This is a genomic window from uncultured Polaribacter sp., assembly GCF_947500975.1.
GTDB lineage: Bacteria > Bacteroidota > Bacteroidia > Flavobacteriales > Flavobacteriaceae > Polaribacter.
The window spans coordinates 100,513-114,146 of sequence record NZ_CANMUE010000004.1; the positions used below are offsets into that span (position 1 = coordinate 100,513).

Sequence of the window (13,634 nt, forward strand, 5' to 3'; positions counted from 1 at the left end):
TAATGAAAAAAGCAAACATTTTTATAGCTGTAATATTTTTTGCAATTATTTCAGCTTGTAACCCAGAAGAAAATAAATTAACAGAAAGTAATTTAGATACAGATACGCCAGAATTAAATGTTACAGATTCTTGGTTAAGAGAATATTTTACAATTCCTTATAATATTGAAGTAAATTATAAATGGCATGAAGGTAGAGTAGATTTAGATAGATACTTATCTCCACCAACTTTAGAGAAGGTTATTCCTGTTATGGATATTGTTAAACAAGTTTGGATTGATACTTATTCTGAATTAGGAGGAGAAAATTTTATAAAAGAAATTGCACCAAGAGAATTACTTTTAGTTGGTGGTAAAAATTTAAATCCTAGTGGAACAAGAACTTTAGGTTTTGCAGAAGGAGGGAAAAATATTGTGTTATTTGAAACTGATTTAATAAATGTTAAAGATAAAAGTGAGGTAACAATGTTTGTTAAAACAATTCAACATGAATATGCACATATTTTAAACCAACAAATTCGTTATGATGAAGAAGCTTTTAAAGAAATAACACCAAGTGGTTATACATCACAATGGTATAACCCTGCAGATGAAGAAGAAAGATTTGACATTGCAAACAGTCAAGGTTTTATTACAGATTATGCAAGGCTAAATGAAAATGAAGATTTTGCAGAAATGTTAGAAACTATACTTACTAACAATGCAGAAGAATATCAAGAACTTTTAGATAACATTAAAGCGAAAATTATTTCTAATGCTGTTGATGCAGCTTTAGAAAACTTGCCAACAACAGCAACGCAAGATGAAATAGATGCAGCAACTCAAGGAGCAACTGTTACAGCTACTCCAGAAGCAGAAAATGCTATAGCACTTATAAAAGCTAAAGAAGCGATTGTAGCAGATTATTTTAAAAAATCTTTTAATATAGATTTATACGAGTTACAAAAATTAGCAACAGATAATATTTTAAAAGCAATTCAATAATAAAAAGACATGAGAAAATTTAAAATAAACACCTGTAAATTAATTGTAGCGTTTGTTCTTTTGATATTTAGTAGCTGTGAAGATAATAACGATCCAGAACTTTTATTTGAAGATACCCCAGCAGTAAGAATAGAAAAAAGGATTGCAGAATTAAAATCATCTCTTCAAAGTTCAGAAAATGGCTGGAAAATTACCTATTTTACTGATGATACAGAACTAGGAGGATTCACTTTTTTATTCGATTTTATTAGTGATTCAGAAGTACTTATGGACTCTGATTTTGGTACTCCAGATGTAAATACTGCTAGTTTGTACGATATAACTCTAGGTTCTACCATTAAACTTACTTTTACAACAAAAAATGTAATTCATGAATTATCAGATTCCGATAATTATCCGGATGAAGAGTTTGTAGGGCAAGGTTATAGAGGAAGTTTCGAGTTTTTATATTATCAAACAGATGGGGATGATATCCTATTTAAATCAAACAGAGATCGCTCTAATATTATTCGTTTTTCTAAAGCAACAGAAAGTGATTGGATGAATTTAACAGCTAATAATAAAGACATGTTAAATAACTATATTCCTAAAGATCCACTAAAATCGGTATTTAGAAATCTAATATTAGAAACCGAAAGCAATACAACTTTGTATAATTTTAGTTTTAATGCTCCTAGAAGATATGCAACGGTAACTGCAATTACAACAGATGCTATAGAAAGTGATATTAGTTTTGGTTTAGCACCAACACCTACAGGTTTTATAATTAGCCCAGAAATAGATGTAGATGGTGTTAAATTAAATGAATTTAATTATGATACAGATACTAGTGAATTTGTTGCAGAAAATAATGGTGTAAAAGCAATTTTAAGGTATGAGAGTGATTTGAATTTTGTATTGCCTTCTTATGATTTAGGAAACGAACCAAATAATAGTATACGATTATACTCTACAAGATTTTCTTTAAATGATGATAGTGAATCATTTACACAATTTATGGATGATTTAAGAGCTTTTTTTTCCGAAAGTTTAGGAGGTAGGTCTATACAGCGTATTTATGTGTATAATTTAGATAGTGATGAACCTTTTATTCAATTGCGTTATTTGTCTGGAAGCACCACTTATAGACAAAATTTTCCGGTAACAAAAACGATAACAGAAGATGCTTTAGGAAACAGAATAGTAGTATTTACTGAAATTCAACCAGGAAATACTCATTTTTCAAGAAGAGGTTTTTTACCTTTTATAGAGTACTTAACCAGAGAAAGTGGATTTTACATTCAAAGAAGAGGTAATTTAAATGCGAACCAAAAAACTATTGGTTTAATTGCAGTAGATGATTTTACATTACTTTCTCATTGGTATGATTTTTAATTAGAAATTAATTATGTAATAATCTTTGTTATATAACTATTTGAAGAAAACCCTTTTAGAAATAGAAGGGTTTTGTTTTTTTTGTAATTTATTATAGTTCTATAGGATTTTAAAAAAGTTGTATTTTTACATTATATATATGATAAATGATTTCTAAAAATCTTATTTTTTTGTTTGTAATTTTAATTTTATATTCTTGCGATAAATTTACATCATCATCAAAAAATAAAAATCTAAAGGGATTAGATACAGTTGTTGATTTTACTTCAGTAGATTTTTCGCCATCTTTTAAAGTATGCGATTCTATTATTAATAAAACAAAAAAATCTGATTGTTTTAGAAATACAATACATCAAAAAATAGGAGAAGAGCTACAAAAACATTCTTTAACAGCAACAGGTTCTATAGATGAAACTGTTTTTGTAAACTTGTTGATTAACTCTAAAGGAGAAATTATTTTAGAAGAAACTCTGTTATCAAAAAATATACAAGTTCAAGTACCTAAATTGGACAGTATATTAAATGTTTGTATCAAAAAAATACCTGTAATTTATCCTGCAATTAAAAGAGGAATACCTGTAACTACAAAGTATAGTTTACCAATTAGAATTCAGCTAAAAGAATAATTCCTCACAAAGACTTTTTAGAGAAGTTAGTTAGGTTTTTACTTAAAGTTAGTTTAACATTTCCCAAAGTTTGTCTTTCAATTTTTGTAGACCAATTTCAGCAATAGATGAAATAAATAAAGCTTCAACTCCTTCTGGGAGTTCGGCTTTAATTTCAGAAATTAATTCATCATCTAGCATATCTGCTTTTGAAATGGCCAATAATCTGTCTTTATCTAAAAGCTCTGGATTGTGTTTTTTTAGTTCGTTTAAAAGGATGTTATATTCTTTGTTGATATCATCACTATCGGCAGGAATTAAAAACAATAAAGCAGAATTACGTTCTATATGACGTAAAAAACGATGTCCTAAACCTTTTCCTTCTGCGGCGCCTTCAATAATTCCAGGAATATCTGCAATTACAAATGTTTTATGATTTCTGTGTTCAACGATTCCTAAGTTAGGTTTTAAAGTTGTAAAAGCATAATCTGCAATTTTAGGTTTTGCTGCCGTTAAAACTGATAATAAAGTAGATTTACCAGCGTTTGGGAAACCAACTAAACCAACATCAGCTAAAAGTTTTAATTCCAGTCTAAACCAACCATCAACACCATCCATACCAGGTTGAGCATATCTTGGAGTTTGGTTTGTAGAGGTTTTAAAATTCCAGTTACCAAGTCCACCTTTTCCACCTTCAAGTAAAATTACTTCTTTTTTGTCTTCAGTAATTTCTAAAATTACTTCATCAGTATCAGCATCTTTTATAATTGTACCAAGGGGGACATCTATATAAATATCATCTGCATCATGACCAGAACTTCTACTTTTACTTCCTGCTCCACCACCTTCTGCTCTAAAATGACGTTTAAATTTTAAGTGAAATAAGGTCCACATGTTTTTGTCTCCTCGTAAAATGATGTGTCCACCACGTCCGCCATCTCCACCATCTGGACCACCTTTTGTAATATATTTTTCTCTGTGTAAATGTGCAGAACCTTGCCCACCTTTTCCAGAAGTAGCATATATTTTTATGTAATCAACAAAATTTCCCTCAGTCATCTTAGTGTGTAATTGTGTAATCGTTGAAATATGTGTTTGTATAAAGGTTTTATCGTTTTAAGAATAAATATTTATACAATTAAATGGTTTTATAAGGTATCAAAAACTTTAGATAAACTTACAGTAATGCTCTCAACAGAACCTACTCCGTTTATACCAAAGTAATTTCCTTGTGCTTGATAAAATTCTTTTAAAATGGCAGTTTTTGTATTGTATTCGTTAAAACGGTTTCTAATTTTACTTTCATCAGTATCGTCTGTTCTGCCACTTGTTTTACCACGTTCTAACAAACGTTCTACTAATAAATCTTCAGGTACTTCCAAAGCAACCATACCGTTTATTTGCTCTCCTTTTTCTGCTAAAAATTCATCTAAAGCAATTGCTTGAGATTCTGTTCTTGGAAATCCATCAAAAATAAATCCATTTGCAGTTGCATTTTTTTCTACTTCTGCTTTAAGCATATTTATGGTTACTTCATCTGGTACTAAGTCTCCTTCATCCATAAAGCTTTTTGCAAGTTTACCTAATTCAGTTTCGTTTTTAATATTAAATCTAAAAACGTCTCCTGTAGAAATATGCACTAAATTATATTTTTCTTTTAGTAATGTAGCTTGAGTTCCTTTTCCTGCTCCTGGAGGTCCGAATAATACAATGTTTTTCATTTTTGGTTTTGTTGTTAATTGATATATTGCTGGGTAATTTCTGCCTAAACCATTATAGTCTAAACCATAACCAACAATAAATTTGTCTTCTATACTTTTCCCTATATAGTCTATTGGTAATTCTTTTCTAAAAACGTCTGGTTTAAAAAAGAGTGTTACTACTTTTAGTTGTTTTACATTCTTGTTTCTAAAGATATTATAAATTTCTTGGAGTGTTGTGCCAGTATCAATAATATCTTCTAAAATGATAACAGTTCTATCAGTTAAATCTTCATTAATACCTAATAGTTGCTTTACATTTTCTGAACTTGATGTACCTTGATAAGATGCTAATTTAACAAAAGAAACTTCACAATTTCCATTAAATTCTCTTATAAAATCAGCAGCAAAAAGAAAACATCCATTTAATATTCCAACAAATATTGGAACCTCATCTTTTGGTAAATCTGCTTTTACTTGTTCTGCTAAATGTTTTACTATTTTAGAAATTTTATCCTTAGAAATAAATGGTGTAAAGTATAAATCTTGAAGTTTTATTATTTTCATAAGAATACAAATATAGTTGCTATATATTTAATGAAAAAACCGTTTTCTTATGAAGATACAAGAAAACGGTTTTTTTTATTTAATTAAGAACTATGAGTTCTTTTCTTCTTTTTTTGATGTATCGTACATAATTGGTGTTGCCACAAATAATGATGAATAAGTACCAACAGCTACACCAACAATTAATGCAAACATAAATCCTTTAATTGAGTCTCCTCCAAATAAGAAAATTGCTAACATTACTAATATTGTTGTTAAAGATGTATTTATTGTTCTTCCTAAAGTAGAACTTAAGGCTTTATCAACTACTTCACTATATTTCCATTTTGTATGGATTCCTGCAAATTCTCTAATTCTATCAAAGATAACCACAGTATCATTTAAAGAGTAACCTACCACGGTTAATATGGCCGCAATAAAAGATTGCCCTATTTCCATATCAAAAGGCATAAACTTGTAAAATATTGAGAATACCGCTAATACAATTAATACATCATGGAAAACTGCTGCTACAGCTCCAATAGAGAAAGATACTTTTCTAAAACGTAATAATATGTATAAGAATACTACTAAAAGAGAACCAAATACAGCGTATAATGCTGATGTTTTAATATCATCTGCAATGGTTGGATCTACTTTTCTATAGCTCATAATACCGTTTGAATTTGCTGCTTTTTCAAAACCAGGTTTAAAGTTTTCATAAGTTGTATTGCCTATGTAAGATTTTAAACCAGTAAATAATGCGTTTTGTACAGCTTCATCTACTTCTATTCCTTCTTCTTCAATTTTATAAACGGTTGTTATTTTTAATTGATTGTCAGTACCATAAGTTTTTACTTCTGGTGCAGAACCAAATACATCTTTTAAAGAATTTGCAACTTCAGTTGCGTTCATAGCTTTATCAAAACGAACGGTATAAGAACGCCCACCTTTAAAATCTACCCCTTGTTTTAATCCTATTGTAGCAATAGATGCAACACCTCCAAGAATAATTGCTCCTGAAATGATGTATGCAATTTTACGTTTCTTTAAGAACTCAACATTAATGTTTTGGAACCAACCTTTAGAAACAGAAGTATTAAAAGTTAAGTTAGAGCCTTTGTTTACAGCTTTGTCAATTAATATACGTGTAATAAATACAGCTGTAAATAATGATGTTGCAATACCTATCATTAATGTTAATGCAAAACCTTTAATTGGTCCTGTACCAAAAACATATAAAATAATACCTGTTAATAAAGTTGTAATATTTGCATCAATAATTGCAGATAAAGCACCTTTAACAGAGAAACCTTCTTCTACAGATTGTTTTAAACCTTTCTTTTTAAATAAACCTTCTTTAATTCTCTCAAAGATAATAACGTTGGCATCTACAGACATACCAATGGTTAAGATAATACCTGCAATACCAGGTAAAGTTAACACCGCATTAAAAGAAGCTAAAATACCGAAGATAAATAAGATGTTTACTATTAAGGCAATATCAGCATATAAACCTGCTTTACCGTAGTATAAAATCATCCAAAGTAAAACCAACATAATTGCCAATCCAAAAGATAGGAAACTTGCATCTATAGCTTCTTGCCCTAAAGATGGTCCAACAACTTCTGCTTCAATAATTCTTGCAGCAGCAGGTAGTTTACCAGCTTTTAATACAGTAGCAATATCTTCTGCTTCTTCAATAGTCATTGTTCCTCCAGAAATAGAAGTTCTACCACCGTTAATTACTTGGTTTACAGAAGGTGCTGTGTATACATAGTTATCTAAAACAACTGCTACAAAATTACCTACATTGTCTGCAGTCATTTTTGCCCACTGTTTAGTTCCAGAACTATTCATTACCATACTAACTTCTGGTTTGTTTAATTGATCAAACACTTGAGAAGCATCTAAAATTACATCACCTTCAATTGTTGGTTTGTCATTTCTGTTTCCTTTGATTGCGTATAAAGCAATTAAATCAGAACCGTCAACAGCTTTAGTTGATTTATAATCCCATAAAAATTTAACATGTCTTAATTCTGAAGGTAATAATGCTCTTACTTCTTTTTTGTTTAATAAATTATTTACTGTTGTTGTATCAGCTACTTTTGCCTGTGCAACTACAGAACCTATACTGTTTTGAGATTGAGCAACATTAGGAAATAAATAAGTAAAAAGATTTTTTTGAACTTTTAAAGTATCTTCAGCTTTACCTAATAAATCATCAATATCATCTTTCTTTAAAGAATCTTTTACTTCTTCTAGAACAGAGTCGTCTTTTAAGAATTCTGCAACTTTACCATTTGCAGCAAAAAAGAAGTTTTGAATTTCTGCATTTGTGTAAACACCCCAAAACTGTAATTCTGCTTTACTAGTAATTAATTTTGCAACACGCTCCGTGTCTTTAGCTCCTGGTAATTCAATTTGAATTCTACCAGAATTTCCAATTCTTTGTATGTTTGGAGATGAAACTCCAAATTTATCAATTCTACTTCTTAATACTTCAAAAGCTGTTCCAATAGAACTGTTAATTTCTTCTTGTAAAGTTTCTTTTACCGTACTATTTTCTTCATTAAAAGAAATTTTTTCGCTTAATGCTTTTGTACCAAAAATAGAAGGGTCGCTTAATTTAGTTGTTCCTGCTATTTTTTCAAATTCTTCAAAAAAGATGTCTAAATAAGTAGCATTATCATTCTTTAATCTTTCATCTGCAGCAGCTAAAGCCTTGTTAAAAACTTCGTTTTTAGAGTCGTTTGATAAGCTTTTTAAAACTTCTTTTACAGAAACTTGTAAAACACCACTAAATCCTCCTTTTAAATCAAGACCAAGATTCATTTGCTTTTCTTTCAAATCATTGAAAGTGTATTTTGTAATGCCTAAATCGATTACATCTTTGTTAGCAACACTGTCTAAGTATTTTTTTTCGAAACTTGCTTTTTCTCTAGCATTATTTTCTGATGCCTTACTAATTGCGTAAGTTTCAGCTTTATCTTCAACTTTACCAGCAAAATATGTAAATGATAATTGGTATAAACTAACCAATCCAAAAAGGATTGCGAAAGTTTTAATAAGTCCTTTGTTTTGCATTCTATTGTTTATTTTTTAGTCAAATTTTTAAAACGAGCAAATATATAGTTTCTCGTAAAACTTGACAATAATTTTATTGATTATAGTTTTTTAATTATGAGTTTGTTACTCGTTAATTTACAAGAGTTTAAGAAAAGTGTAAATTAAGATATTTATATGTTGTTGTAGTTGTTAGGTCCAGCTCTAACTTCTGGTTCTTTACAAGAAGAATTATCCTTTGAAAAAGGATTTTTTTTGTATTCAGTATATGCTATTTTGTAGCTTTGATTTTCTTTATGGCTATCAAAATGTTTTATTAAAAACAAATTATAGTTTGTAGTAAAACGATCTGAATTAGATTCGATTTCGAATACAAAATTATCTTCTAAGTTAGATATTTTAGTTTGGTTAGTTAACTCATAAACATCAATATTATAATCAGAATATTCAGTTTTATTATCTTTATTTTCTGAATTTTGATTTATAACAATAGCATTTTTTTCTGAAAGTGCTTCTTTTATAAGTTTAATAGGAGCAACACTATAGTAAGAAATTTTAAGTGTTCCATTTTTTGTTTCTTTGATTTTAATATTAGAAACACCAGTGTTTAGAAGCTTCTCTTTTACATTTGCAATCGTATTTTTAATTTCATTTTTATTGATTTTAGTATCAATAAATTCCAAAACAATTTCTTGATTTGGTATAATTACTTGGTCTTGGAATGTTCCAAAACAAATGAATAAAATTAAAAATAGTGTACTAATGTACCATTTAGAGTTCATGTGTCAAATATATAAAAAAAGATTGCTTTTTTTAAGTGTAAAAAGAGATCTTATAAAAGAATTATTATATAATATTTTGAGTTTATAAAAACTTATTTATTAGGAGGTAATTTGTTAATTGTCTTTAGCTTTTTTTGAAAAATGAATAAAAAAAATCCAGCTTAAAGCTGGATTTTAAATATCTATAAAAAAGGTTGATTATAATTCTAACAAACCGTTTGTTTTAGAAACACCTGCGGCAGATTCTTGTAAATGAGTTTTTTCTGCATCACTTAAGTTAATTTCAACAATGCTTTCAATACCGTTTTTACCTAAAACAACAGGAACTCCAATACATAAATCATTTAAACCATATTCTCCTTCTAATAAAGAAGAACAAGGGAAAATCTTTTTAGTATCGCAAGCAATTGCTTGTACCATACCAGAAACAGCAGCTCCAGGAGCATACCATGCAGAAGTACCTAACAAACCTGTTAATGTTGCTCCTCCAACTTTAGTGTCTTGTTTTACTTGTTCTAATCTTTCTTCAGAAATAAATTCAGAAACAGGAACAGAATTTCTTGTAGCTAATCTTGTTAAAGGAACCATACCTTTATCAGAATGACCACCAATTACCATTCCATCAACATCAGAAATAGGAGCTCCTAAGGCTTCTGCTAATCTATATTTAAAACGTGCAGAGTCTAAAGCTCCACCCATTCCAATAATTCTATTTTTTGGTAATCCTGTAGTTTTATGAACTAAATATGTCATAGTATCCATAGGGTTAGAAACTACAATAATAATTGTGTTTGGAGAGTGCTCGATTAAGTTTGCAGACACCATTTTTACAATTCCAGCATTAATTCCAATTAGTTCTTCACGGGTCATACCTGGTTTTCTAGGAATACCAGATGTAATTACACAAACATCAGAGTTTGCAGTTTTAGCATAATCATTTGTGCTTCCTGTAATTTTGGTATCAAAACCATTTAAAGAAGCAGTTTGCATTAAATCCATTGCTTTTCCTTCTGCAAAGCCTTCTTTAATGTCTAAGATTACAACTTCTGATGCGAAGTCTTTAATAGCTATGTATTCTGCACAACTTGCACCCACTGCACCTGCACCAACAACTGTAACTTTCATAATTTATATGTTTTTTAGTTTTATGATAATTTATTGGTGTAAAAATACGATATTAAAAATATTTAAATGTGATAAATTTCATAAAAAAAGACATCATTTTTTGATGTCTTTTTATAAATTATATAGCTATTTTGTTTATCTGATACTAAATGCAATACCTAAATTAGCGGTATTATATTCTTGTAATGTGTAACTACCAAAAATTTTAAAGAAACCTAAGCTTAATCTAAGACCGGCGGTAGTGTTAAAACTACCAGAGTTAAACTCAGATGTAAAAGGATCTGTAACTGTTCTTGTTAAAGCTCCGTAACTTAAAGTGTAATCTCCTGTCATATTAAGGGTTGAATTACCAGAGTTATAACCAACTCCTCCATAAAGATTTATAATTGGGAAATTTAAAGATGCAATTGCTTGAACAGTATATGCATTTAATTTAAATTCAGCCAAGCCATTCTGTACTGCAATATCTCCTTCACTTTCAATATTATATTCTACTGACATAGATGTATATGCTGCTAGTAAAGAAACATGTAAAGGTGTCTTATCCATAGGGCCAAATAAGCTTGTAATTTCTTTTTTTAATCCAATACCAAATAAGTTTCCTTTTACATCATCATCACCAACTTTAGGAACTAATCTTAAGTTAACTTCAAATTTTGCAGGTAAACCTAAGCTTACTTGAATAGCTGGAGCAGGTACAGCACTTAAAGGTAGGCTTTCTTTAATACCTCCTGGTGCATTAAAAGTTGTACTAAAAGTTGTTCCGCTTTCTTCAAAATCAACAGTGGTTGATGGTGTTGTGTCTTCAGAACCTGCAACTGTTGCTGCAGTGATAGATCCATTGTTAATAGATGTCAAACCAGACAAACTAAACATTTCATCTTTTTCTGGCACAAAAGATGCGTTTAATCCAATGGAAATATCAAATCCTAAAGGTTTATGAACTTTTGCTGTGTGATACCAGCCATTATTCATTCCGTAAATTAATCCTTTCATTGCAGGGCTAATATAAGCTTCAATTAATTTAGAACGGTCGTTGTTATCTGCTAATAGATAACCTTCGAAACCATTTTGAGCTTTCGAATTTGTTGTAAAGGCAAAAATTGCTAATAAGATAATAATACACTTTTTCATTTGTAATAGTTTTGTTTAGTAATTGGGTTATTAAGTAAGCTAATATATAAAAAAAAAGCACACTCTATGATTCATAGAGTGTGCGTAATTGATTTGAAAAAGACTTCTTATGCGTCTATATTGGCATACTTTGCATTTCGTTCAATAAAATCTCTTCTTGGCGGAACTTCATCTCCCATTAACATAGAGAAAACTCTATCTGCTTCTGCAGGACTGTCTATAACTACTTTTCTTAATGTTCTAAACTCAGGATTCATTGTTGTATCCCAAAGTTGTTCAGCATTCATTTCTCCAAGACCTTTATAACGTTGAATATTTACTGAACCACCCATTTTTTGAGCAATTAAATCTCGTTGATTATCATCCCAAGCATACTCTCTTTTTTGACCTTTTTTTACTAAATATAAAGGTGGAGTTGCAATGTAAATATACCCTTGTTCTACCATTTCTCTCATATATCTAAAGAAAAAAGTAAGAATTAAAGTGGCAATGTGAGAACCATCTACATCGGCATCACACATAATAACTACTTTATGATAACGTACTTTTGATAAATTTAAAGCTCTTGGATCTTCTTCTGTTCCTATAGAAACGCCTAAAGCAGTAAACATATTTTTGATTTCTTCGTTTTCAAAAACCTTGTGTTGCATTGCTTTTTCAACATTCAAGATTTTTCCACGAAGAGGAAGAATTGCTTGAAAATTACGATCTCTACCTTGCTTAGCAGTTCCACCTGCAGAATCACCCTCAACTAAAAATATTTCACATTGCGCAGGGTCAGTTTCGGAACAATCCGATAATTTTCCAGGTAAACCACCTATGCTCATTACGGTTTTACGCTGTACCATTTCACGTGCTTTTCTTGCGGCATGTCTTGCAGTTGCTGCTAGAATTACTTTTTGAACAATGGTTTTAGCATCATTAGGGTTCTCTTCTAGATAGTCTTTTAACATTTCTGAAACTGCTTGAGAAACAGCAGAAGTTACTTCTCTGTTTCCTAGTTTCGTTTTTGTTTGTCCTTCAAATTGTGGTTCTGCTACTTTTACAGAAACAATTGCTGTTAATCCTTCACGGAAATCATCACCAGAAATATCAAATTTTACGTTTTTTAACAATCCAGATTCATCAGCATATTTTTTTAAAGTTCCTGTTAAACCACGCCTAAACCCAGAAAGGTGTGTTCCTCCTTCGTGTGTATTAATATTGTTTACATAAGAGTGTAAATTTTCTGCATACGAGGTGTTATAAATCATAGCAACTTCAACAGGAATACCATTTTTTTCACCTTCCATAGAAATTACATTCGCAGTTAATTGCTCGCGAGTAGAATCTAAATATTTAATGAATTCTGGTAAACCTTCTGTACTATGAAAAGTTTCTGATATAAAATTACCTTCGTCATCAGTAACTCTTTTATCAGTTAAGGTAATCGTAATTCCTTTGTTTAAGTAAGCTAGTTCACGCATACGAGTTGCTAGCGTGTCGTAACTATACTCTGTAGATTGAGTAAATATTGAGGTGTCTGGTAAAAAAGTAACAATAGTTCCGGTAAAATCTGTTTCTCCTATAGTTTTAACAGGATATAGCGTTTTTCCTTTAGAGTATTCTTGTTGCCAAACTTTACCTTCTTTATGTACTGTAGCTGTTAAGTGTTCTGATAATGCATTTACACAACTTACACCAACTCCGTGTAAACCACCAGAAACTTTATAAGAATCTTTGTCAAATTTACCACCAGCTCCAATTTTTGTCATTACAACTTGTAATGCAGAAACGCCCTCTTTTTTGTGAATTCCTACAGGAATTCCACGTCCATTATCTTTAGTTGTAATCGAATTATCTTCGTTAATTGTAACATCAATAGTGTCACAATGACCACCCATTGCTTCATCAATAGAATTATCTACAACTTCATATACTAAATGGTGTAAACCTCTAATTCCAACATCTCCAATATACATTGATGGACGCATTCTTACATGCTCCATACCTTCTAATGCCTGAATACTGGAGGCATCATAATTATTCTTTTTTTCTTCGCTCATTATAAATGTGAATTAATAATTTTAGGTTGAAAAAGTTTTTCTATTAAGACAAACTTATTAAACTCAAATTTACGATTTTAAAATATTATTATAAAGCGAATTAGTAATTATGACGCAAATTTATCAACATTTGTTAAAAACTAAAAAGTGCCTTAAATGAGTTAAAAAGGGGGTTAATTTTGATTTTACTTTTTTTATTGTTGATTTATTTTTTAGAAAATAAAAAAATCTCGCTTTAGCGAGATTTTTAAATTATTTATTTTTAGTTTAG

The 13,634-nt window shown here is 29.9% G+C and carries 10 protein-coding genes; 3 read left to right on the plus strand and 7 right to left on the minus strand.

The features are described 5' to 3' along the window. Positions 1 to 2: 2 nt before the first annotated feature. From Q0733_RS05915 to Q0733_RS05925, 3 genes are all read left to right on the plus strand, one after another. Positions 3 to 983 (plus strand): substrate import-associated zinc metallohydrolase lipoprotein, encoded by a 981-nt coding sequence (locus tag Q0733_RS05915; protein ID WP_298780126.1) that lies wholly within the window; start codon positions 3 to 5, stop codon positions 981 to 983. 9 nt (positions 984 to 992) lie between these two features. Beyond that, positions 993 to 2,357, plus strand: coding sequence for a DUF4302 domain-containing protein (locus Q0733_RS05920; RefSeq protein WP_298780129.1), 1,365 nt, complete (start codon positions 993 to 995; stop codon positions 2,355 to 2,357). A gap of 170 nt (positions 2,358 to 2,527) precedes the next feature. Continuing rightward, the gene (locus tag Q0733_RS05925; protein WP_298780132.1) at positions 2,528 to 2,983 is read left to right on the plus strand and encodes a hypothetical protein; all 456 of its coding nucleotides are present in this window, start codon (positions 2,528 to 2,530) and stop codon (positions 2,981 to 2,983) included. Positions 2,984 to 3,031: 48 nt separating this feature from the next. Here the strand turns inward: Q0733_RS05925 and obgE are convergent, their stop codons facing one another. The 7 genes from obgE to gyrB form a co-directional block, all read right to left on the minus strand. After that, positions 3,032 to 4,021 (minus strand): GTPase ObgE, encoded by a 990-nt coding sequence (gene obgE / locus Q0733_RS05930; RefSeq protein WP_298780135.1) that lies wholly within the window; start codon positions 4,019 to 4,021, stop codon positions 3,032 to 3,034. An 89-nt stretch (positions 4,022 to 4,110) separates the two neighbouring features. Beyond that, positions 4,111 to 5,229 (minus strand): adenylate kinase, encoded by a 1,119-nt coding sequence (locus Q0733_RS05935; RefSeq protein ID WP_298780138.1) that lies wholly within the window; start codon positions 5,227 to 5,229, stop codon positions 4,111 to 4,113. A 90-nt stretch (positions 5,230 to 5,319) separates the two neighbouring features. Beyond that, a complete protein-coding gene (gene secDF, locus Q0733_RS05940) occupies positions 5,320 to 8,298 on the minus strand; it encodes a protein translocase subunit SecDF (RefSeq protein ID WP_298780140.1) in 2,979 nt (992 codons plus the stop codon). Positions 8,299 to 8,450: 152 nt separating this feature from the next. Then, entirely contained in the window at positions 8,451 to 9,059 is a 609-nt protein-coding gene (locus Q0733_RS05945) for a hypothetical protein (RefSeq protein WP_298780142.1), read from the minus strand. A gap of 198 nt (positions 9,060 to 9,257) precedes the next feature. Beyond that, positions 9,258 to 10,184 carry a malate dehydrogenase gene (gene mdh / locus Q0733_RS05950; protein WP_298780143.1) on the minus strand — a complete coding sequence of 309 codons (927 nt, stop codon included), beginning with the start codon at positions 10,182 to 10,184 and terminating at the stop codon, positions 9,258 to 9,260. Positions 10,185 to 10,319: 135 nt separating this feature from the next. Next, positions 10,320 to 11,318 carry a DUF6588 family protein gene (locus Q0733_RS05955; protein ID WP_298780144.1) on the minus strand — a complete coding sequence of 333 codons (999 nt, stop codon included), beginning with the start codon at positions 11,316 to 11,318 and terminating at the stop codon, positions 10,320 to 10,322. Positions 11,319 to 11,425: 107 nt separating this feature from the next. Beyond that, positions 11,426 to 13,363, minus strand: a complete 1,938-nt coding sequence (gene gyrB, locus Q0733_RS05960; protein WP_298780146.1) for a DNA topoisomerase (ATP-hydrolyzing) subunit B — start codon at positions 13,361 to 13,363, stop codon at positions 11,426 to 11,428. Positions 13,364 to 13,634 lie beyond the last annotated feature (271 nt).

What these genes read in the sequence shown, in the direction of transcription:
- Q0733_RS05915 (WP_298780126.1), top strand. Translation starts at nt 3, where the DNA reads ATGAAAAAAGCAAACATTTTTATAGCTGTAATATTTTTTGCAATTATT.
- Q0733_RS05920 (WP_298780129.1), top strand. Translation starts at nt 993, where the DNA reads ATGAGAAAATTTAAAATAAACACCTGTAAATTAATTGTAGCGTTTGTT.
- obgE (WP_298780135.1), bottom strand. Translation starts at nt 4,021, where the DNA reads ATGACTGAGGGAAATTTTGTTGATTACATAAAAATATATGCTACTTCT.
- Q0733_RS05935 (WP_298780138.1), bottom strand. Translation starts at nt 5,229, where the DNA reads ATGAAAATAATAAAACTTCAAGATTTATACTTTACACCATTTATTTCT.
- secDF (WP_298780140.1), bottom strand. Translation starts at nt 8,298, where the DNA reads ATGCAAAACAAAGGACTTATTAAAACTTTCGCAATCCTTTTTGGATTG.
- Q0733_RS05945 (WP_298780142.1), bottom strand. Translation starts at nt 9,059, where the DNA reads ATGAACTCTAAATGGTACATTAGTACACTATTTTTAATTTTATTCATT.
- mdh (WP_298780143.1), bottom strand. Translation starts at nt 10,184, where the DNA reads ATGAAAGTTACAGTTGTTGGTGCAGGTGCAGTGGGTGCAAGTTGTGCA.
- Q0733_RS05955 (WP_298780144.1), bottom strand. Translation starts at nt 11,318, where the DNA reads ATGAAAAAGTGTATTATTATCTTATTAGCAATTTTTGCCTTTACAACA.
- gyrB (WP_298780146.1), bottom strand. Translation starts at nt 13,363, where the DNA reads ATGAGCGAAGAAAAAAAGAATAATTATGATGCCTCCAGTATTCAGGCA.